The organism is Mycoplasma putrefaciens KS1, assembly GCF_000224105.1.
GTDB classification, from domain to species: Bacteria; Bacillota_I; Bacilli_A; order Mycoplasmatales; family Mycoplasmataceae; genus Mycoplasma; species Mycoplasma putrefaciens.
In genome coordinates this window covers 45,965-67,908 of sequence record NC_015946.1, presented here as the reverse complement: position 1 = coordinate 67,908, position 21,944 = coordinate 45,965, and the positions used below count along the sequence as shown (strand labels likewise).

27 protein-coding genes and 1 other annotated feature are annotated in these 21,944 nt (G+C 27.4%); of the genes, 3 read left to right on the top strand and 24 right to left on the bottom strand.

Annotated elements, in window-relative coordinates; translation table 4 throughout:
- Positions 1-16: 16 nt before the first annotated feature.
- The 19 genes from MPUT_RS00310 to rpsF all read right to left on the bottom strand — a co-directional run bounded on the left by MPUT_RS00310 (position 17) and on the right by rpsF (position 14,495).
- Positions 17-1,171 carry a hypothetical protein gene (locus tag MPUT_RS00310; protein ID WP_014034824.1) on the bottom strand — a complete coding sequence of 385 codons (1,155 nt, stop codon included), beginning with the start codon at positions 1,169-1,171 and terminating at the stop codon, positions 17-19.
- A 722-nt stretch (positions 1,172-1,893) separates the two neighbouring features.
- Complete coding sequence (locus tag MPUT_RS00305; protein ID WP_043714010.1) at positions 1,894-2,106, bottom strand: hypothetical protein; 213 nt, start codon at positions 2,104-2,106, stop codon at positions 1,894-1,896.
- 154 nt (positions 2,107-2,260) lie between these two features.
- Entirely contained in the window at positions 2,261-2,629 is a 369-nt protein-coding gene (rplL, locus tag MPUT_RS00300; protein WP_014034823.1) for a 50S ribosomal protein L7/L12, read from the bottom strand.
- Between the two features lie 63 nt (positions 2,630-2,692).
- A complete protein-coding gene (rplJ, locus tag MPUT_RS00295; protein WP_014034822.1) occupies positions 2,693-3,193 on the bottom strand; it encodes a 50S ribosomal protein L10 in 501 nt (166 codons plus the stop codon).
- Positions 3,194-3,219: 26 nt separating this feature from the next.
- Positions 3,220-3,358: a sequence feature (ribosomal protein L10 leader region), on the bottom strand.
- Positions 3,359-3,455: 97 nt separating this feature from the next.
- The gene (locus MPUT_RS00290) at positions 3,456-4,349 is read right to left on the bottom strand and encodes a folate family ECF transporter S component (protein ID WP_014034821.1); all 894 of its coding nucleotides are present in this window, start codon (positions 4,347-4,349) and stop codon (positions 3,456-3,458) included.
- Positions 4,350-4,397: 48 nt separating this feature from the next.
- A complete protein-coding gene (gene rplA, locus MPUT_RS00285; protein ID WP_014034820.1) occupies positions 4,398-5,078 on the bottom strand; it encodes a 50S ribosomal protein L1 in 681 nt (226 codons plus the stop codon).
- Positions 5,078-5,506 (bottom strand): 50S ribosomal protein L11, encoded by a 429-nt coding sequence (rplK, locus tag MPUT_RS00280; protein ID WP_014034819.1) that lies wholly within the window; start codon positions 5,504-5,506, stop codon positions 5,078-5,080. Before rplK ends, rplA begins: the two co-directional genes overlap by 1 nt.
- A gap of 204 nt (positions 5,507-5,710) precedes the next feature.
- Positions 5,711-6,340 (bottom strand): transcription termination/antitermination protein NusG, encoded by a 630-nt coding sequence (gene nusG / locus MPUT_RS00275; protein WP_014034818.1) that lies wholly within the window; start codon positions 6,338-6,340, stop codon positions 5,711-5,713.
- 24 nt (positions 6,341-6,364) lie between these two features.
- Positions 6,365-6,682, bottom strand: a complete 318-nt coding sequence (gene secE, locus MPUT_RS00270) for a preprotein translocase subunit SecE (protein ID WP_014034817.1) — start codon at positions 6,680-6,682, stop codon at positions 6,365-6,367.
- Positions 6,682-6,843 (bottom strand): 50S ribosomal protein L33, encoded by a 162-nt coding sequence (rpmG, locus tag MPUT_RS03625; protein ID WP_014034816.1) that lies wholly within the window; start codon positions 6,841-6,843, stop codon positions 6,682-6,684. Before rpmG ends, secE begins: the two co-directional genes overlap by 1 nt.
- A 62-nt stretch (positions 6,844-6,905) precedes the next feature.
- On the bottom strand, positions 6,906-7,637 hold the full coding sequence (rlmB, locus tag MPUT_RS00265; RefSeq protein WP_014034815.1) for a 23S rRNA (guanosine(2251)-2'-O)-methyltransferase RlmB: 732 nt from the start codon (positions 7,635-7,637) through the stop codon (positions 6,906-6,908).
- A gap of 3 nt (positions 7,638-7,640) precedes the next feature.
- Positions 7,641-8,963: a cysteine--tRNA ligase gene (gene cysS / locus MPUT_RS00260; RefSeq protein WP_014034814.1), complete on the bottom strand. Its 1,323-nt coding sequence runs from the start codon at positions 8,961-8,963 to the stop codon at positions 7,641-7,643.
- 18 nt (positions 8,964-8,981) lie between these two features.
- Positions 8,982-9,905 carry an ECF transporter S component gene (locus MPUT_RS00255; RefSeq protein WP_014034813.1) on the bottom strand — a complete coding sequence of 308 codons (924 nt, stop codon included), beginning with the start codon at positions 9,903-9,905 and terminating at the stop codon, positions 8,982-8,984.
- Between the two features lie 114 nt (positions 9,906-10,019).
- Positions 10,020-11,294 carry a hypothetical protein gene (locus tag MPUT_RS00250; RefSeq protein WP_014034812.1) on the bottom strand — a complete coding sequence of 425 codons (1,275 nt, stop codon included), beginning with the start codon at positions 11,292-11,294 and terminating at the stop codon, positions 10,020-10,022.
- Positions 11,295-11,367: 73 nt separating this feature from the next.
- Complete coding sequence (gene dnaB, locus MPUT_RS00245) at positions 11,368-12,687, bottom strand: replicative DNA helicase (RefSeq protein ID WP_014034811.1); 1,320 nt, start codon at positions 12,685-12,687, stop codon at positions 11,368-11,370.
- 1 nt (position 12,688) lies between these two features.
- On the bottom strand, positions 12,689-13,132 hold the full coding sequence (rplI, locus tag MPUT_RS00240) for a 50S ribosomal protein L9 (protein WP_014034810.1): 444 nt from the start codon (positions 13,130-13,132) through the stop codon (positions 12,689-12,691).
- Between the two features lie 219 nt (positions 13,133-13,351).
- On the bottom strand, positions 13,352-13,579 hold the full coding sequence (gene rpsR / locus MPUT_RS00235; RefSeq protein WP_014034809.1) for a 30S ribosomal protein S18: 228 nt from the start codon (positions 13,577-13,579) through the stop codon (positions 13,352-13,354).
- A 23-nt stretch (positions 13,580-13,602) separates the two neighbouring features.
- The gene (locus MPUT_RS00230; protein ID WP_014034808.1) at positions 13,603-14,064 is read right to left on the bottom strand and encodes a single-stranded DNA-binding protein; all 462 of its coding nucleotides are present in this window, start codon (positions 14,062-14,064) and stop codon (positions 13,603-13,605) included.
- 17 nt (positions 14,065-14,081) lie between these two features.
- Positions 14,082-14,495 (bottom strand): 30S ribosomal protein S6, encoded by a 414-nt coding sequence (gene rpsF / locus MPUT_RS00225; RefSeq protein ID WP_014034807.1) that lies wholly within the window; start codon positions 14,493-14,495, stop codon positions 14,082-14,084.
- A 297-nt stretch (positions 14,496-14,792) separates the two neighbouring features.
- On the opposite strand from rpsF, the gene dhaK reads away from it, so the two are divergent.
- Genes dhaK through dhaM form a run of 3 tightly spaced genes read left to right on the top strand, consistent with a single transcriptional unit; the run spans position 14,793 to position 16,818 of the window.
- On the top strand, positions 14,793-15,794 hold the full coding sequence (gene dhaK, locus MPUT_RS00220; protein ID WP_014034806.1) for a dihydroxyacetone kinase subunit DhaK: 1,002 nt from the start codon (positions 14,793-14,795) through the stop codon (positions 15,792-15,794).
- Positions 15,795-15,802: 8 nt separating this feature from the next.
- Entirely contained in the window at positions 15,803-16,429 is a 627-nt protein-coding gene (gene dhaL / locus MPUT_RS00215; RefSeq protein WP_014034805.1) for a dihydroxyacetone kinase subunit DhaL, read from the top strand.
- 2 nt (positions 16,430-16,431) lie between these two features.
- Positions 16,432-16,818 (top strand): dihydroxyacetone kinase phosphoryl donor subunit DhaM, encoded by a 387-nt coding sequence (dhaM, locus tag MPUT_RS00210; protein ID WP_014034804.1) that lies wholly within the window; start codon positions 16,432-16,434, stop codon positions 16,816-16,818.
- A 92-nt stretch (positions 16,819-16,910) separates the two neighbouring features.
- On the opposite strand, the gene lysS is transcribed toward dhaM, so the two are convergent.
- The 5 genes from lysS to metG all read right to left on the bottom strand — a co-directional run bounded on the left by lysS (position 16,911) and on the right by metG (position 21,860).
- A complete protein-coding gene (gene lysS, locus MPUT_RS00205) occupies positions 16,911-18,413 on the bottom strand; it encodes a lysine--tRNA ligase (RefSeq protein ID WP_014034803.1) in 1,503 nt (500 codons plus the stop codon).
- Positions 18,414-18,417: 4 nt separating this feature from the next.
- Positions 18,418-19,392 (bottom strand): tRNA dihydrouridine synthase DusB, encoded by a 975-nt coding sequence (gene dusB / locus MPUT_RS00200; RefSeq protein WP_014034802.1) that lies wholly within the window; start codon positions 19,390-19,392, stop codon positions 18,418-18,420.
- Positions 19,393-19,394: 2 nt separating this feature from the next.
- Complete coding sequence (locus tag MPUT_RS00195; RefSeq protein WP_014034801.1) at positions 19,395-19,709, bottom strand: DUF1904 family protein; 315 nt, start codon at positions 19,707-19,709, stop codon at positions 19,395-19,397.
- A gap of 142 nt (positions 19,710-19,851) precedes the next feature.
- Positions 19,852-20,292: a peroxiredoxin gene (locus MPUT_RS00190; RefSeq protein WP_014034800.1), complete on the bottom strand. Its 441-nt coding sequence runs from the start codon at positions 20,290-20,292 to the stop codon at positions 19,852-19,854.
- Positions 20,293-20,333: 41 nt separating this feature from the next.
- On the bottom strand, positions 20,334-21,860 hold the full coding sequence (metG, locus tag MPUT_RS00185; protein WP_014034799.1) for a methionine--tRNA ligase: 1,527 nt from the start codon (positions 21,858-21,860) through the stop codon (positions 20,334-20,336).
- Positions 21,861-21,944 lie beyond the last annotated feature (84 nt).

Below are 21,944 nucleotides of genomic sequence, written 5' to 3'. Positions count from 1 at the left end.
AACCCTTTCGTTTCTACTATTTCACTAAGTATTTAGCTTTTGCTAAATTTTTATCTACTAAACTATATTTGACTGTTTGACCACTTGTTTTGCTAATAATATTTCTAGTAATCAATTTATCTAATGTTTTTTCTAGTTCTATATCAGTTAATATTTTTATTTTGTTAATTGTTATTAGACTTTTAATATTATTTAAAGACAGATTACCAATTTGTTGAAACATTAACACAACCAACAAAAATGCTAGATCATCTTCAAACAGTCACATTCTATTTTTTGCATCTTTTTTTATCCATTTATAGATATGAGATGCATGATAATACATGTTTATATTTTGGATATAATAATGCTTAATTGTACTTAAAGTTGTATCAATAACTAACTTTTCTGGAATTAAACTATTTAAATTAATTAAGAAATTATTTCAATTTTTAGCGATTTGATATAAAGGTATAACTAACTTTTTAGAATCATTTTTTTGAAATGAAAATCATTGAGTTAATAAGGTTGAAAAAGTTAAATTATAATTTTTAAAAGCAGATATCAACATCAACACAATAAACAAAATATAAGCTTTGGTATATCCTGATAATTGTTTATTTTCTACATCTTTTATATATTCAAATAATGCGTTAAATTCATTATCAATTTGATTTGCTAGTAATAAGTTTTGTAAAATTGTCTTATCATTTTCTAAGCGATAATAATTTGATTTAATATCTAAATCAAATTCCAAATTTTGTAATAATACATGAATAAACATTTCAAAATTATTTTCATCTAAAATTATTTTTGGTTTTCTAATAAATTCATAAGTATAAATAATATTAAAGATTCGGTTTTCAAGATTATTTAAAGGTCTTTTACCTTTTTTAATTTCTTTAAATATTGTAAAAATTTCACTAAAACTGTGGTTTTGCTTTTTTTCTAAAAATAAAAGTAGACAAAATTCAAAAATACGTAATTTTTCTGCAACGACATCTTCAACAAAATTATCAAAATAAGCTTTTGTGTAATCAAACAAAAAACGATCTCGCCCTAATTGATTGACTAGATCAAATTCTATTTTCTCTTTAGTTGATATGGGTATTGGGGTTTTAAACACACCATTTTTCAATCTTTTTGTAATATTGCCTAATGATTTTGTTTCTAAAAAATAATCAAAACGCATTATAACTTCCTCTTATTTATCGCCAAAATAATAAGATAGAGAATAGCAGAAGCTCTTAACGACTAAACTATACCCGATCATTTAATTCTAAAACTTTTTAACAAAAAGTCAAGAGAATTTTATGATATATCTAGTTACTCTCAATCTCATTTAATTTGAACTAATTATAAAGATCTTTTTATGGTTAATTGTAATTATCTTGTTAAATTTAGTTTGTTAATTAGTTATTTAATTTCTTGATAGTTTCTCTAATATTTGTCTTTTTTTTATTTATTAACTGATCGATATCATACTCTGAGTATTCTAATTCTTTTATTTTATCGTGATGATAATAATTAAGTGTTTGAGTTTATTAGTTAGCTTGTCACCAACTTCATAGATAACTATCTTCAACTCAAACACACCAGCAAATATAATTGACTTTTTGTTCAAGCAGTTCTTTAAAAAAGTAAATTACAGCTAAAAAGATAAAAATCTAATTTCATATTAATCTTCTATAAAGAATTTTTATGTATTTCACTAAAGCTGGTAACTCGAATACAAAATAAGCACTTTAAAACGTAGTGATTGTTTTAAAACTTATTAAGATTTAATTTTATTTCTAAAGTAGGTTTTTCTATTAATTCTATGATTAAAATATGATTAAAAAAATCTTTAATTTAATAAACTTTCAATTATTATATGTTTAAAGGTTAAATTCAGCACTTGTAATTTTAAAGACATTATTTAATTAAAACTAGAATATTTTGAATCGCTAAACTTAATATTTTAGGATCATTTATTCTAATTGAACAAACAATAATTTTTTTGTCAAAATGTTTTTTAATTGTCTTTTGATAGCTACTCTCAGCATCATCATATAATGCTCATACTATAAGAAGAGTATTTTTCTCAACTGTTAGTTTTGAGTTAGTACCACAATCCTTCATTTTCATAAATCATCAATTTATCTTTTAAAGATAATGATATATAGTCAAGTGCTTTAGTAGATTTGTTATATCTAAATTAAGAATTTGAATGATAAATTTTATAAAACAAAAAAAGATCTTTTTCAGATCTTTTTTGATTGTTAATTATTACAAATAGAAATTATTTAATGTCTACTGAAGCTCCAGCTTCAACTAATTTAGCTTTCATTTCTTCAGCTTCTTCTGGTTTAATGTTTTCTTTAATTACAACTGGCATTGTTCCATCAACCATTTTTTTAGCATCCATTAGTCCCGCACCAGTTAATTCTTTAACAACTTTAATAACTGCAACTTTTTGAGCACCAACAGCTGTTAAAACAACTGATACTTCACTTGGAGCTGCGTTTCCTGCTTCAGGAGCTGCAGCTGCAGCTACACCAACTGAAGCAACAACACCAAAGTGATCTTCAATTGATTTAACTAAATCGTTTAATTCGTTTAGTTTCATTTCTTCTAATGCTTTAATAATATCTTCTTTAGTAATAGCCATGATTTTATTCTCCTTTAAAACTTTATTATTGTTGCTACTAATACAAAAATAATTTTTTATATATTAATTGCTTTTAGTTTCAGCAACTGCGTTGATTGCTGCCATAACTTTTCGTAATGGGTAAAGTAAACTTGAAGCAAACATTGAGTATAGTTCTTCTTTTGAAGGTAAAGAAGCAACTTCACCGATTTTAGCTGTGTCAAGAACTTTTCCTTCGTAAATACCAGCTTTTAATTTAAGTTTTTCATTTCTTTTAGCGAATTTTGCAACTAATTTAGCTGCAGAAATAGCATCATCATTTGAAAAAATAAAGACATTTTGTTGGGTTAAGAAAGGTTCTAATTCAGATAGTTCTAATTCTTGAGCAGCTCTTCTAACAAGAGAATCTTTAAAAACTTTAACTTCGATGTTTTGTTTTAAAGCTTCAATTCTTAGCTCAGTCATATCAGCAACTGATAAATGTTTATATTCAGCAATTGCAACACCTTGTGCATTTTTAATTTTTGAAACAATCTCAGAAACTATTTCAGCTTTTTTAGCATGAGCAGGTCTTGTATTTGACATCTATATTCCTCCTTTGTTTGTAATTAACACTTAATAAAAAACCTCGGTTAGTAACATTAACTAAACCGAGAAGTAAAACAAAAATGTTTTTTAAAAAGATTTCCTCGGTAACATGATTAAGAGATCAAACTCCGTTACTGTCTTTGGTATTAATAGCATTAATAATAATAACATAATCTAATAACTTTACAATATAAAAATCTATTTTAATACCACTACAAAGAGTATTAAAATAGATTAACTTTTAAAAAAATTGTTAACATTATTTGTTGTTTACTTTTTCTTTTTTATCTAATTTTTTGGTTGCAATTTCAACTTTTTCAACTTTAGAAATTTGTCGTCTTTCGAATAAGAATTTTGGTGTTCCATGTCGAGAACATCATAGTTGATGACTTAGTTTAGCATTATCTTTTAAAACAATTCAAGTTACTTCAAAGCATGCGATTACTAAAAGTGAATATAATACTCATTCAACTGGCACAAGAATAAGTCTTCTTAACATTGAAGCTAAAACTAAACCTTGTTTTGTTGCGATGTTTCCTCCATATGAAGCAAATGATAATGGTGTAAAGACAAGTAAATGAAGAATAACTGAAACAAGCATGAATCAAAAAATACTAATAATAAAGTACATTTTTTTATTATGCTTTGTTAAAAATACCATCGCTCCTAAAAAACCATACATAACTTTGACTAAAGTAAATCCAAAATGAGGAACTCCCCCAGAAATGATTAATCCTGTTAAATCGCTTAATAACCCAACCAGTGCTCCTGCTAATGGTCCTAAAATCATTCCTGAAAAAAAAATTAAAAAATTACCCAATTGGATTTGAAAGCCAAAGATTCTTGAATATCCAATTACATTAGTTGCTATTACACAAAGTGCAATTAAAATTCCTAATAAAGCCATTACTTGAATAGTAATTTTACGTCAAAAGTAACGGTCTAAAAATCAACCAACAAAAAATAAGAAAAGAATAATTGCACCAGCAACTGCATTTGCAGAGAAAAATGTTAATTTGTCTGCTATTTGCGGCCCTTTATCTGCAAATATTGATAATGAAATGAATGTTTTTCAGCTGCCTTTCTTGATAATAATATTTATAAAAATTGAGTTAAAGTGACTCAAAATAATTATATTAACTATTGTTATCAATTTGAAAAAAGATCTCTTTAAATAAAGAGATCATATTAATAAATTTTATTATAATTGCACTTTAATTCCTGGCCCCATTGTTGTTGAAACACTAACATTAATAATGTAATCACCTTTAACAGTTTGAGGTTTAACTCTTCTGATTTCATCAACAACAGTTTTGAAGTTTTGTTCTAATTTTTGAACATCAAATGATGATTTTCCAATAATTAAATGAACATTTCCTTCTTTGTCAGCACGGTATTCAACTTTACCTTTTTTAATTTCATCAATTGCCTTAGCAACATCTAAAGTAACTGTTCCGGTTTTTGGATTTGGCATTAAACCTTTTGGTCCTAAAACTTTACCAATTGCTCCTAATTTTGCCATCATTTCTGGAGTTGCAACAATAACATCAAAACCAAATCAATTTTCATTTTTAATTTTGTTGATTAATTCTTCTCCACCAACAATATCAGCACCTGCTTGTTCAGCTTCTTTAGCTTTTGTGTTTGTTAACACTAAAATTCTTTGACTTTTTCCTGTTCCAGCAGGTAAAACTACAGCTCCACGAATCTGTTGATCAGCTTTTCTTGGATCGATGTTTAAGTTAAATGAGATTTCAACAGTTGAATCAAATTTAGTTGTTGAAGTATCTTTAGCTAGTTGCAAAGCATCTTGTACAGAGTACAATTTGTGTTTTTCAACTTTGGCTAAAGCTTCTTTGAATCTTTTACTAATTTTAGCCATTATTCAACTTCCTCCATACCTGTAACTTTGATTCCCATGTTTTTAGCTGTTCCTGCAATTTGTTTCATAGCTGCTTGCACAGTATTAGCATTTAGATCTGGTAGTTTGTACTCAGCAATTTGTTTAATATCTTCAGCTGTAAGAGTTGCCACTGTTTGAGTTCTAGAATTACTTGCACCTTTTTGAATTTTAGCCACTTTTTTTAACATAGCTGCCGCTGGGGTTGTTTTTAACACAAAGTCAAATGATTTGTCATCATAAGCAGTAATAACAACTGGAACGATGTCTCCTGCTCTATCTTTAGTTGCATCATTGAATTGTCTTGTAAATTCAGGCATGTTAATACCTAATGAAGCTAGTTCTGCTCCTGGTTTTGCTTGCATAGCCATAAATTCTAATTTAGCTATACGCGTGATTTTTTTAGCCACGGGTTTTCCTCCTTATAATATAAGGTCGTTTTTACTCGCTGTGGTCCATATGAGTCAAAAAAACTCTCCCACAATAAAAATCGCCTACACAATATTATACAACAATTAGGATTATTTTAAAAAGATTTTAATTAACTCTAAAAAATAGTTTGATTCTAATCAAAATAAACAAAAAGCATTCTTACAAATGCCCTTACTTTATTATTAGTATTCTTTGATTGGTTCGACATTTTTAAATGAAATTTCTAAAACTGTTCATCTTCCAAACATTTCAATAGTAACAAAAGCAACACCTTTTGAATAGTCCATATCTTTAACTATCCCTTCTTCACCTTCATGAAGTCCAGCTTTAATTTTAACAAGATCTCCAATTTTAAAATCAGCAGTAAATAAAGGTTTCTTAGCAACAGCTTGATTTTTAGGTGCGGTTTGTTTTTCTTCTTGAACTTCAACTTCTTGATCAGGTACTAACATTTTTAAAGTTTCTTCAGTTGTTAATGGTGAAGGTTTGGCTCCGCGCCCACTTGAGCCAATAAATCCAGTTACTCCTGGAGTATTTCTAATTAAAAACCAAGCTCTTTCACTCATGATCATATTAATAAAAATATAACCAGGAAACTTATTTTTTTCGCTTTCTTTACCAGATTTAGATTTAACCAAACCTTTTGAAATTTTAATATGAAAGATTTCATCTTCGATGCTTGCTGATTTAATTTTTTGCTGTAAATCTGCTGAAACTTTATCTTCATGACCTGTTTGACAACTAATTACAAATCACTGTCCTTTAGCAGTTAGAATCTCGTCTTCTAATTTCTTAATTTCATCATTTGTCATAACGTTATGCTTCCTTTTTTAGTTTTAAAATACTTTAATCCATTGAAATATTAGTTGTATTAGTAAATCAACACTATAAAAAATAACTGCAAAGACCAACATAAATAAGATAACAGTTATAAATTTTTTAGCTAAAGTTTCTGATCCAGATCAACGAATTTTTGAAATTTCTTTAACCATTTTAATTGGAAATTCTTTAAGCATTAGCTTGAAGTTTTTTGGTTCTTTATGTTTTTTAATTTTTAACTTCTTTTTTGTCTCTTTAGAAATTTTTTGCTTTTGAGAAGAAGTAGTTTTTTTAGCGTCATTGTCAATTTTATTTAAATCCAAGTCTTTTTGCATTATCTGGTTTCCTTGTGTAATGTGTGTTGGGCACAATTGGTGCAATATTTTTTAAGTTGTAGTCTTTCTTTTTGCGTTAAAGTACTCTTATTAGTTGAATAATTTCTATTTAAACACTCTTCACAAACTAAAGTGATCTTTTTATTATTTGACTTTGACATAACTACTTCTCCCAACTTATATAACAATATATATTATATAGAATATTGATGATTAAACAAATTTATACTTTTGCTAATTTAGTTGCAATTTGAAAACAAATAAGCGCGCTTGCAACACTAACATTAAAAGAATCAATAGTCTTATTTGAAGGTATAAAAATGTTTAAATCACTATTTTTAGTTACCAAATCACTTACACCTTTTTGTTCGTTACCAATCACTAAAACGCTTTTATTAGCAAAATCAACGGTTCTAAAATCAACTGATTTGTTATTTAAATTAGTTGAATAAACTCAAAAACCATGATCTTTTAATTGTTTAATTGCATTAGTTAAATTATTAACTTTAGAAATTTTAAGATCATAAGCAGTTCCCGAACTTGTTTTAAGAACACCTGAATTAACTTGTGCTTGTTTGCGATCTAAAATCACAATTCCATCAACACCAAGCAAAACTGCAGTTCTAATAATCGCACCAAAATTATAAGGATCATGAATCTGATCAAGTAATAAAACCAATGAAGTTGTTTGAGCTTTTAAAATTGTTAATAGTTCTGAAAATGGTGTATAGTTAAACTCTTTAATTTCAGCCACCATTCCTTGATGATTAACAGTTTGATCAAACATCTGATCTAGGTTTTTTTCAGTGGTCTTAATTATTTGAACTTTATAATCATTTAAATTAAAAGATTTTAAATATGCTAGATCTTTAGTTCAAATAGTTTTTAGCATTTTAGGGTGTTTTTCTAAAAACTCTAAAATAGTGTGTTTACCATAAATTAAGTTCTTATTCATTTATTATAAAATACCTTTTTTAATCAGATGTTCTCTTAAAACATCAGCACTTAAAAAATCTTTTTGTTCTAGTTTATTTTTTCATTGAATATATAATTGCTTATCAGCTTGGCTAATCTGATAATTAAAAATCTCATCTGTAAATCCCAGGGTGTCTATGATTTGTTTTAATGATCCTACTAAAAGCTTAATATCTTGATTATCTAAAACTTTTTTATTAATTTCTTTAATCATTGATTCAATTAGTGATAACACCATTGCCGTATTTAAATCATCTGACATATAACTTGTAAACTGATCAAGATATTGTGACTGATTAATTATTTGAATATCAGTATCGTTTTTAATTGATCAATCAATAATTTTTTTAGACAGATTTTTTAGCTTATCAATAAACTTATGTGACTGATTAATTAAATCTTTATTAATATTTAAAGGTGCTCGATAATGTGATGATAAAAAGATTCATCTTAAGGCATTAGGGTTATATTGACTGACAAAATCTCTTACTAAAATAACATTTCCTAAAGATTTAGACATCTTTTCATCTTCAATTTGTAAATGACCATTGTGCATTCAAATATTTGCTAACTCTTTATTTTTATGAGCAATAAATTGAATTCTTTCGTTTTCATGATGAGGAAATTTTAAATCAACTCCACCAGCATGAATATCAATAGTTTGTCCGCTAAAAAATTCATCAATTAATAAAACACATTCAGTATGCCAACCAGGTCTACCTAAACCAAAAGGTGAATCTCACTGAACACCAAGATTTGTTTTTTTTCATAAAACAAAGTCTAAAGGATTTTTCTTTTTAGAATCAATTTCTACTCTTCCACCTGAAATTAGTTCTTCAAGTTTAAATCCTGATAATTTTGAGTATTGTTGTTTATATTTATCAATATCAAAATAAACATCACCATCAACAATATAAGCTGAATTATTATCAACTAATTGTTGAATAAATTTAATCATGCCATCCATTTTTAAACTAATTGGAATTAAAGTATCAGGATGATTAATATTTAAAGAAGTTAAATCTTGTAGATAAGCTTTAGTATATCTTTCTGATAAATCTTTTTCAGTTGTGTTTTCTTGTTTGGCTCTTGTAATAATTTTGTCATCAACATCAGTTACGTTTTGCAAATAATTAACTTGATATCCGATACTTCTTAAAAAACGAACAAAAACATCCATCAACATTGATGGTCTAGCATTACCAATATGAATAAAGTTATAAACTGTAGGGCCACAGCAATATAAAGTAATTTCTTTTTTATCTAAATTTTTTAAATTTTTTGATAATGAATCATATAATTTCATAACATTTTTACTTTCTTTTTATCTAACTTTAATTAAAGGTCTTAATACTGTATAAACAGTAGTTAAAACTGCTGTGTTAAAAAAGATCTTTAATGGTACTTGAATAATTCTTACAACTACCATAGTAATATAAGGATTTTCGGTTTTAACATTAGCTCTTATTCCTAGTAATTTATAATCTGCTCAAGCAGCTACTAAAACTGTAACTAAAATTTCAGTAATTACACAAATTAAAATTACTGGTAGAATAACATCTAACCACTTTTCTTTTTTTCTAATCCAAAGTCCAAATGCAACAAGATAAATGACACACAAAGTAACTCCCATCACAATTAAAAATAAGTATGGAAAGACATCTGCTTGAACTTTAATTCCAAAGATAGTAGGATTTAAATCTTTCATTCCTTGCATTAATCAGAACATAACCGCAGTTGATATCACAATAAAAGTAGTGATTAAACTTAAAGTAAATCATTTATTTTTTAACTTAAAAGTATAAGAAGTCATTCCTGATCAAAATCCAAATGAAAAAGCAACAATTAAATAACCAACATGAATATAAGATGGCACAAACATTAGTGTTAAACCTTCAGTAACAAGGCCGACAGTTAATCCAACAATTGGACCAAAAATCATACCTGTAATTTTAATCATAACTCCTTCAAAAGCAATTCTAACCGGTGGTAAAACAGTAATAGGTAACGTTAAAGAAATAACTGTAGTTACAGCAACAGAACCTGCTACCATCATAGAAATATAAGTAATCTTTTTTGTTTCAAACTTTATTCTTTCAGTTATCACAAACCCTGTTTGACATTGTCTTACAAATCTTTGTGATAATTTAAAAAGCGCATAAATTACAATGGCTGATAGTGTTATACATAATGAAAAGATTGCTAAGTTATGATCTTTTAGTAACAAGGTTCTGAAACTATCGTTCATCCTATCCCGCCTTACTATATACATATTGCTTATATCATAAAAGTGCGGTAAACATCCCACACTTTATCATTTATATATTTTATCTTATTAATTTAAATATTTTATTTTGCCACTCTATGCTTTTGTAATTGTTAAATCTATATTTGAAAATGAACCATTAAGATCATTAATATTGTTATTATCTGAAAATCTATACCCAGCAAATTTCCATCCAAATGCTATATGTTTTATATTATTATTTGCATTATCTTTTGGTGTGTATTCAACAAAAGAAGGAATAAATACTTTGTATAACCCACCAAGCTCTACGTTAAATTTAAATTCATTATTACCTGATCCATAAACAAGTTTAAGTTTTAATGTATCTGATTGCTTTTTAGTATCCATGTAATAAAAATTGTATTTTGATGATCATTTTAAGGTTTTATTTTCATTTAGATTTATATTGAATTTAAAGATATCATCTAACATTGTTTTTTCTGACACATTAAAATTCATATTTTCTTGTTTTATGTCATTACTAGAGTAAGTTATTGTTGGTTTAAATGCTTTGACGTCTGCTCCATTATTGCCAATAACATTTACTCCATAAGGATCTCTTAATGGATTTGTTCCAAAAATATATTCATCGTTATTATTATTTTTAAGAAGTTCTCCAAGGACATCTTTATCCGATTCTTTTAAATCTATTTTTTGTCCTTGAGTCGTTGGACTCGTATTTATATTTTGATCAAAAGTTAGAAATTTAGAGTTTGTTTGTTTAATATCTGAATCTAATGCAACTGATTTATAGTAAATATCGTGGGTTGAATTTATTATATCTTTAAGACCATTGGTTAAACCATCATTATCTCATTTTTCAACTTTTTCCAAATCAGTTTTTAAAGATCGTGTTCATTTCTTAGAGACTTCTTTATTTTCTGGTTTTTCAACAAATTCCTTTAATTGCAATAATCCTTTAATTGAAGAAATGTGGGTTTGAGAGTTGTCCATTTCATTATAAAAATCTGCTAAAGATGCATATTCATCTTTTGATCCCATCCATTGACCTGTAACAGTGGTTTTATTGGTTTTTCCTTTAAAAATACTATAAGCTGTTTTACTATCAGTTCCTGAAGTAGTATTAAAGTTTAATAATGTCAAGATCTTATTTATTAAATCACCATACCCTGGAGTTGAATCTAAAACGTACTTGTGCCAGTTTTTATCAGAAGCTTCTATTTTAGAAGAATTAAATTTACTTCCATTCCATTTCATTCTATTAATAGTAACTTTGTTGCTATCAAATTTTAATTCAACATCTCTAGTAACAGTTCCACAAGAAATTACACTCAAACTAGGAATTGTTGTTAAGCTAACTGACATAATTGCAGTTAATAATTTTTTCATTATTTTTCCTCTTTCATAAACGCTATGACACATCCTACTAATTATATCAAAAAGTAAAAATTGATAAAATTTATTAATTTCAGTCCATAAATCTACCAAAGTCTTTGGTAAATCTTAATTCAATAGTTCCAGTTGAACCATTTCTGTGTTTTGCAATTATTAATTCAGTTTTTTCTTTTTCAATCTCATTTAAGTCTTTATTATAATAATCTTCACGATATAAAAATGCCACTAAATCAGCATCTTGTTCAATTGCTCCTGAATCTCTTAAATCTGACATCATTGGTCTTTTGTCTTCTCTAGTTTCAGCACGTCGGCTTAATTGTGATAAACAAATGATTGGAATTTGAGTTTCTCTTGCAATTTGTTTTAGTTGTCTTGAAATTTCACTAACTTCATTTTGTCTATCTTTATGTTGAGATCCAACAATTAATTGTAAATAATCAACAATACATAACCTAATATTATGATCTCTTTTCATTTTATAAAGTTTTGATCTAATCTGTTGAACTGTAATTCCTGGAGTAGGATCAATAAAGATTGGGGTTCTATTCAATTTTTCTTTAGCAATGTATAAATTTTCTCAACCTTGCTTGTCTAAGCCTTTTCCGCTTCTTAAAATTATAGAATTAATTGATGATACTCTAGATAAAAGACGTTGAGTTAGTTGTTCAGCTGGCATTTCAAGTGAAAAAAATGCTACAGGATAACCTTTAGTTGCTGCATTATAAGCCAAATTTAAAGAAAAAGCAGTTTTTCCAACACTTGGTCTTGCAGCCAAAATAATAAAATCTGATGCTTGTCATCCACTAGTATAATTATCTAATCATAAAAAACCACTTGGTACACCTGTTAACATGTCAGGTCTTGTTTCTAGTTCTCTAATCTTGTTAACAACTTTATTAGCAGTTAATCCCACTGATTCAATTTCAAATTGTTTGGTTTGTAAATCAAGGTCTAATAATTTAGTTTGTGCTAGTTTTAACAATTCTTCAACATCAAGTTCACCACTAGCTCTTTTTTGGTCTAATTCTTTAATTACTGAATTTAGTTTTCTATCAATACTTGCTCTGTGAATTCTATCAATATATGATTCTAATCCCTGATCTGATCAGTGTTCAGCAGCAATTTGATAAATATTATTTTCACCACCAGCTTTATCTAACATATTCTTAAAATTCAAATAATCAATAATAGAAATTGGAGAAATCTCTTTTTGTCTTAAATTTAGTTCGATAATAGCTTGATAAATTAGTTTGTTAGCAGCAAAGAAAAAGTCTTCAACTTCTAGTCTACTAGTAATATCAGCTAGTGTATTAGGATTGCTAATTGCTGCAGATAACACAAATTTTTCAGCATCTAATAATTGTTGATTAGTTAATTCTTTTTTCATATTAAGATTCTCTAACTTCTACTTTGATCAAAGCTTCAATACCAAAATCTAATTTTAGTTTTATATAACTTAATCCAATACTATTAATGTTTTTAAAATTAACAAACTTTTTCTTATCGATCTCAAGTTTAAAAAGATCTTTTAGCTGGTTAACAATATCTTGATTTGAAATGCTTCCAAAAACCTTACCATCATTTGTTTGAAGTTTAAAATGTAAAGTTATTTCTTCTAAAGATTTTTTTAAAGCAAGATTTTGAGCTTTTAATAATTGTGCTTCTTCTTGTTGAGCTTTTAATTTAGTATTTAATGTATTAACACTGCTATCAGTTGCTATTTTAACTAACTTTCTAGGTAATAAAAAGTTTTTAGCATAACCATCGCTCACTTCTTTTATTTCATCTTTTTTACCTTGACCTTTAACATCTTGTAAAAAAATTACTTTCATATTAATTCCTCCATTGATTTAATTATATCAATTGTAATTATTGTTTTATAAGGCTTTAAAATATTAAGATTACTGAGTTATTAATATTAATAATTACTAATAAATGCAGTTTTAATAATAAAATTGTCATTAGTTTTTTAAAAAAATTGGTAAACAAAAATGATCGCTAGTCTCCGATCATTTTTAAAATGCTATAAACCTATCCTATTAAATCAATTATTATTCGATAACATATGGCAATAAAGCCATTTGACGTGCTCTTTTAATTGCTGTAGCTAGTTGTCTTTGGTCTTTAGGAGAAGTTCCAGTAACTCTTCTTGGTAGAATTTGTCCGTTAGGTGAAATAAATTTTTTTAATAATTCAACATCTTTATAATCTATGTATTTAATGTTGTTTTTTTGAAAGAAATTAACTTTTTTTCTTTTTTTAAATTTTTTAACTGCCATGATTGTTCCTTTCTGCTTGTTTGTTATTCTCATAAAATTGAAAAATCATCATCAGATTGATTTTGTTCTTGAACTTCTTCTGATGAATTAGAAGCTTGAACAGAGTCGTTTGTATGAAATTCATTAGAAATGGTGCTATCAAAATCATATGAATTTTTATTAACATTATTTTTAGCTGGTTCTAAAAAACTAACTCGATCAGCTGTGATGTTGACAATAGTTTCAATTCTACCATCAAGAGTTTTGTTACTTCTTGTTGTGACTCTTCCTTCAAGAGAAATTAAACTTCCTTTTGAAAGATATTTCGCCATATTTTCAGCCAGTTTATTAAAAGCTGAACAGGGAATAAAGTTAGTTCTTTCTTCACCATTTGACCCATATTCAGAAACTGCTACTGTAAAAAAAACAAACTTAGCGTCATTTTTAGTAGCCGTTCTTAGTTCTAAATCGCGTGTTAATCTGCCTACTATACAAACTCTATTCATAATTACTTTCCTATAAATTATTTAACTTCTTTAGCTGTTGGTTCTTCTTTTTTGAACGCAACTTTTTTGAAGTTTCTTTTTTCACGTTGTTCTTCTTCGAATTTTGACATATCAGTTTTTGACAATTCAACTGATTCTTCGTAATTTTTATTATTTTCAGTATTTAAAACTAAAGTTCTAACAACATTTTTATCAATTTTAGCAACACGTTCAAATTCTTTAATTGCTTCAGCTGTTGTTTCAACAATAACTACACGATAGAAACCTTTTTTCTTATGATTAATTTCATAAGCAAAGTCAATTAATCCTAAGTCTTTAGAATTAATCATTTTTCCACCTTCAGTTAAAATGTTATCTAATTTAGTTGTTAGTTCTTTTGTATCTTTTAAATCTTGATCCAAAATATACATTACTTCGTATTTTCTAATCATTTAGATAAAATCCTCCTTATGGTCTTTTGGGCTTGATTAAGCCAAGGAGCTAATTCGATTAAATTAACTCATATGGATTATATAAAAAAACAGTAATTTTTACAACTTAAAAAACATAGTTATCTATAAATCTTTAAAGAATAAATTTGCTTAAATTTTTAGTTAATTATTTTAATAAAAAGAATAAGTGATTGAAATCTTTTACAAATTTAGAATTACTATCAAGAAATTAAAAAAATATAATAAAAATGAAGATATCATGTTACCAACTAACAGATATCTATCAAGGAGATTGATATGAAAAAAATCATTAATAGTGTAGAAAATATTGTTGAAGAAATGTTACAAGGACTAGTTAAAACTTATCCTGATAAACTAAAAAGAATCACAGGTTTTGATGTAATCACAAGATCTGATGTACCAATTAAAAATAAAGTTGCGCTTGTTAGTGGCGGAGGTTCAGGACATGAACCAGCGCACGCTGGCTATGTTGGCAAAGGAATGTTAGATGCAGCAGTAGCTGGTTCTGTGTTCACTTCTCCAACTCCTGATCAAATTTATCAGGCTATTAAAGCAGTTGATGCTAAAAAAGGTGTTTTATTAATTATCAAAAACTACACTGGAGATCTTTTGAACTTTGAAATGGCTCAAGACATGGCTAGAACTGAAGGAATTGAAGTTGAAGCAGTTGTAGTAAATGATGATGTTGCTGTTGAAAATAGTTTATACACTGCAGGAAGAAGAGGAATTGCAGGAACTGTTTTTGTTCATAAAATCACAGGAGCAAAAGCTGAATTAGGTGCAGATTTACAAGAAGTTAAAAGAGTTGCTCAAAAAGTTATTGATAACACAAAAAGTATCGGTATGGCACTTAGTCCATGTATTGTTCCAGCAGTTCAAAAACCAAACTTTGAATTAAAAGACGATGAAATAGAAATTGGAATCGGAATTCACGGTGAACCTGGAACACATAAACAAAAATTAGTATCAGCTAATGAGATTGTTGAAATATTAATTTCAAAAATTTTAGAAAATATCGAAATTAAAAAAGACGATCAAGTAGCTGTTATGATTAACGGAATGGGTGCAACTCCAGAAATGGAATTATATATAACAAATAACCATTTAAATAATCTTTTAACTAAAAAAGAAATCAAAATTTATAAATCATTTGTTGGTAATTTTATGACTTCAATTGAAATGGCTGGATTTTCAATTTCACTTTTAAAATTAGATGATGAACTAAAGCAATTACTAGACCAACCATCAGATACTATTGCTTTAAAAATAATTAACTAGGAGTACTAATGAGTGTAGATATCAAAAAAGTCACAAATATTTTAATAAAAATTAGTGACAAAATAGAGCAAAATAAGCAATATTTATCACAACTAGATGCTTTAATTGGAGATGCGGATCACGGTCATAATTTAACTAAAGGATTTTTAAAAATTAAAAAAGATCTACAAACTAATTCTTATGCTGATTTAGCTAGTTTATTTAAAAGTTCTGGTATGTTATTAGTTTCTAATGTAGGTGGGGCTTCAGGTCCATTGTATGGTACAGCATTTTTAAAAGCATCGACAGTTTTAGTAGATAAACAAGAAATTGATATAAATGATTTTTCAAATTGCTTAATTCAAGCTGTTGAAGGAATTAAACTACGTGGTAAGGCCCAATTAAATGACAAAACAATATTAGATGTTTTAATTCCAGTTAGTGAGCTAATTCAAGAATTAATTAAAACAAGACTTGATGCAAAAGAAATCTTAACTAAAGCTGTTGATTTAGCTTATAAGCAAGCACTTTATACTAAAACAATTATTGCTAAAAAAGGGCGAGCTAGTTATTTAGGTCAAAGAAGTATTGATCATATTGATCCTGGGTGCTGATCAGCTTTTCTAATTTTAGAAACTATTAAGGAAAATATTTAAATATGGTTAGTATAGTTATTATTTCTCACAGTAAAAAAATTGCTGAAGGTGTTGTAGAGCTAGCAAAACAAATGGCTAGTCAAGTTCAAATTACTAGTTGTGGTGGAACTAAAGATAATCAAATTGGAACAGATTTAGATCTTATTTTAAAAGCTATTAATAAGGTTTGAAGCCAGGATGGTGTTCTAATTTTGTTTGATTTAGGTTCAGCTTTAATGAATGCTGAAATGGCTGTAGAAATGCTAGATAACAATAAAAAAGCTAATGTAAAAATTATTGATGTAGCCTTAGTTGAGGGGGCTATTTTAGCAGCAGTTAATAGTTCGATGAATAAATCTTTAGATGAAATTATCAAAGAATTAGAAGTCTTAAAACTAAACAAATTCTAAATTTATTAATTAATTTGTCTCATGAAATTTGAGACATTTTTTATTTTAATTAATAAAAAAGTATTCTATTAAAATACGGAATACTTACAATATTAATCTCTTGGTTTCATTTGTGGAAATAATAAAACATCTTTAATTGATTCGCTATTTGTTAGTAACATAACTAATCTGTCAATTCCAATCCCAATTCCTGCAGTTGGTGGCATGGCATGTTCCAAAGCTTCAATAAAATCAAGATCCATATCTGTTGCTTCACTATTTCCTTGTGCTTCTTCTTTTATTTGAACTTTAAATCTTTCGTATTGATCAATTGGATCGTTTAGTTCACTAAAAGCATTGGCATACTCGCGACCAATAATAAATAATTCAAATCGATCAGTAAATCTTGGATCTTCAAAGTTTAATTTTGCTAATGGTGAAATTTCTTTTGGATGACCATAAACAAAGGTTGGCTCAACAATGCTAGATTCAACAAATTCTTCAAAAAATAAGTTAATAATATGTCCAACACTTTCTTGGTGTTTTTCAACATGGATGTTATGTTGTTTTGCTAAACTTAATGCTTGATTAACACTCATTGGTTGTCAAAAATCAATACCTGTAATTTCTTTAATCCCATCAACCATATGCAATCTTTTAAAAGGCTTAGACAAATCTAAACTAACATCTCCATATTTAATGATTGGTGAGTCATTTACACTAGCATTACATACTCTAAAGATTTGCTCAGTTAAATCCATTAAAAAGAACATATCTTCATAAGCAACATACAATTCAATACTTGTAAATTCCGGGTTATGTCTTGTGCTCATTCCTTCGTTTCTAAAAATTCTTCCGATTTCATAAACACCTTCAAATCCACCAATTATCAAACGTTTTAAGTGTAATTCTGTAGCAATTCTTAAATAAACATCAATATCTAGTGCATTGTAATGAGTGATAAATGGTTTAGCTGCAGCTCCACCTTTTAATGAATGTAAAATTGGGGTTTCAACTTCGATATATCCTTTTTGATCTAAAAAATTTTGTAAAGTTCTAATTATTTTTGTTCTAGATTGAAATATCTTTCTAACTTCATGATTCATAATTAGATCAACATATCTTCTACGATATTTTTCTTCAATATCTTGAATTCCTGCGTGCTTATCTGGAAGTGGTCTTAAAGCTTTAGATAATAAAATTACTTTTTTACATCTAATTGATAATTGGCCGTGATCAGTTCTCATCATCACACCTTCAACACCAATGATATCTCCTAGATCTAAATTTCTAAAATCTGCAAATAACTCTTCGCCAATTTCATCTTGTCTAACATATAATTGGATGCTTGAATCTTGATCATCAATATTTACAAAAACCGCCTTTTTTCCTGCTTCACGATACAATTTAATTCTTCCAGCAACACTAATAATTTCTTGATCTTTTGATAATAATTCTTCTTTTGAATATTTTTCAAACTTAGTGTTTAATTCTTTTAATGAATTAGTTCTTTTAAACTTAGTAATTTTGTATGGATCTTTGTTTTTACTTACTAAATCGGCATGCTTTTGTCTTCTAACTAATTCTTGTTCAGTAAATTTTCTACCACTTATCATTTGCTTACTCTCTTTCATATTCTTTTATAATTTCTTTCACATCCTGTAAAGTTTGAATTTTATTTGCTTTTTCTTTTAATGAATTTAAATTTGGTTTTTTATCTAAAACATCTAAATATCAAACTAAATGTTTTCTAAATTCACGCATTGCAAATTGTTCATCTTTTAAATCTATAAACATCTCAGCATGTTGTAAAACAGTTTTTGATCATTGTTTAAAATTTGGTTTTGAAAGTTCTTGACCAGTTTCTAAAAAATAGTTGATTTGTTCAAATATTCAAGGATTACCTTGACAAGATCTTGAGACCATCACAGCATCACAACCAGTTAAATCTAACATTGCTTTTGCTGAAGGTCCGTCAACAATATCACCATTTCCTATTACAGGAATTTTTACTGCATCTTTAACTTCTTTAATTTTTTCTCAATCAGCACGACCAGTATAAAAATCACTTCTTGTTCTTCCATGTACTGCAATTGCACTTGCCCCTGCTTTTTCAATTAATCTAGCAACTTCAACCGCATTAACACTATCTTTATCTCATCCTAGTCTTATTTTTGCAGTAACTGGTTTGTTGGTATTTGCAACAACGGCTCTAACAATTTCATAAATTAGCTCAGGTGTTTTTAATAAAGCAGAACCACTAGCAGATCTTAAAGCAACTTTAGGTGCTGGACACCCCAAATTTAAATCAATAATGTCACAATCAACATGTTTATCTATTCACTTAGTGGCGTTAATAAATTCATCAACATCGTTTCCAAAAATTTGCATACTAATTGGGTGTTCATCTTTATTTACTTGTAACATACTAAAAGTTTTTTTATTTTCGTGAGCCATACCAGCAACCGAAACCATTTCAGCATAAACTAAACTAGCTCCATGCTGTTTTGAAATCACTCTAAAAGGTTCGTTGCTAACTCCAGCCATCGGACCTTGCACAACTTTACCTTTAATTTCAATATTTCCTATTTTCATTTTTAACCGACTTTTTTAGTGTGTGCGTATAGTTTAGCATTAACATCTGTAAAAAAGACTCAAACTTTAGAAGACTGATCTTTAAAAAAGTCAACAATATATTCTGCAAATATTTGCTCTTTATCTGGTCTTGCAATTCATTCTACAGTTACATAAATTGGGTTTTGATCTTGTTTTAACTGAAAAACTTTAGAATTATCATAAATAAACATAATTTTTTCAGGATCAGCTACAACAAGTTCTGCTATTTCATTAACTTTTTTACTAAAATCTAAAACTTTTTGTTCTGAAACTCCACTAAATCTAATAATTGGCATATTGATTATCTCTCCTAAGTATTCTGAGTTATATTTTATTATAATTTAAAGATAAGTAAAATGTCATTGATTGCTAGACTAGAACCAAATTACACTTGCTTTTAAAATTAAAAAACAACTTCTTTTGAAGTTGTTATCAAGATTAATTTAATTCTTGTAATAGTTCATGCACATGAGTAATATGATCAACATTTCGCATTTCTTTAATTATATTTAAATCTCTATCTAAAACAAATGTTGAACGTTCATATTTCTTTCATGGTTTTCCGTCTAATTCAATTTCAACAAATGTTAATTTAAATTGATCTGTTAATTCTTTATTTACATCTGATAATAGCGGGAATGTTAATTCTTGTTCACAACAAAATTCATTATTGTATTCTGGTTGATCTTGACTTACGCCAACAACATTATAGCCCTTGTTTTTAAAATCAGCTAAATGCTTTTGGTATTCTAATGCTTCAAGAGTACATAATCCTGTTTTAGCTTTAGGATAGAAAAATACTATTAATCCTTTTTCTGCTACTAAATCAGCTAAACTTACTAAATTGTTGTTGTTGTCTTGTAATTTAATCTTTTGCATAATTTATTCTTCTTTCTAGTTTTATCAGTGCTATTAAATTATTATTTAATTCTAACAAATAAAACTCTTTTGTCACCTAGTTTGTTAAATTTAAGATCTTTAAAGGTTTTTAAATTATTGAAGTCAAGCTTAACATTTTTTAATCCACACTGTTCAATCATATCGTCATATTTTTCTACTAAAATGGGTTTTAGTAAATAACTAATAATTGACATAGATCTTTGAAGTGTAGCCAAAACATTTTTTAATTGATAAGTGTTTTGTTCTTTTGCTAGATTTCAAGGTGCCTGATCTTCAATAAACTTATTACATGCTGCAGATAAATTTAAAACATTTCTAACTGCACTACTTATTTTATATTGATCCATATTTTCAATGTATTGATCAATTGTTCGCATACTTAGATTAATTAACTCGCTATCATATTCAACATCAGTTAGATCTATATAACCATCAAAATACTTAGTAATCATATTGTGAGTTCTGCTTATTAAGTTGCCAACATTATTAGCAAGATGTGCATTAAATGATTCTAAAAATAACTCTAGACTAAAGTTACCATCTTTTTCGGTTGGTAAATCATTGGCAATGTAAAATCTTAATGCGTCTGATGAATAAAGTTCAATAATTTTCATTGGGTCAATTACATTTCCTAGTGACTTACTCATCTTGGTATTTTTATTTAAAATTCATCCGTGACCTAGCAAATGAGTTGGTTGTCTTAAATCTAAGGCTTTTAATATTACTGGTCAATATATCGAGTGAAATCTAATAATTTCTTTACCCGCTAATTGTAAAATTTCTGTCTCTGGATCTGCTCAAAATTTTTTAAATGAATGATCATCATCTTGTAAGTAACCTAAAGCAGTTATATAGTTGCTTAAAGCATCTAATCACACATAAATAATGTGATTTGGGTCTTGATCAATTGGAATACCTCACTTAAAACTTACTCTTGTTACTGAAAGATCTTTTAAACCTGGTTTAACAAAATTTTTTAACATTTCGTTTCTTCTATAATCAGGAATTAAAAATTCTGTTTTTAATAACTCTTCAACAAAATTTTGAAACTCACTAACCTTTAAAAAATAAGTATCTTCATTAACTTTTTGGGGTTGAGTATTTGAAATTTTACAAAACCCATTTTCATCTACTTGTTCAGCTGTTAAGAATTCTTCACAACTAACACAATAAATACCTTCGTATTGACCCTTATAAATTAAACCTTTTTCATATAACTTAGTAAAAAGTTTTTTAACGGCCTGTTCATGATAATCATCAGTTGTTCTTATAAATTTGTCATAAACAATATTTAATTTTGTTCATAATTGTTTAAAATTCTCAACTTTAGGATTTAGATACTCTAAGGGGGTAAGTTTTGCTTCTTTTGCTTTGGCTTCAATTTTTTGTCCGTGTTCATCACTTCCAGTTAAAAAGTAAGTTTCATATCCTTGTTCTTTTTTATACCTATTTAAAATGTCAGCTAGTGTTGTTGTATAAGCGTGTCCTAGATGTAAATTACCACTAGGATAATAAATTGGTGTGGTTACATAAAATTTTTTACTCATGTTTTTCTTCTCCGAAAAGCAATTTAAATTATTATACTAATTTAAAAGTTTTATTTAACTCTTTAATTATAAAACTAGATTGTG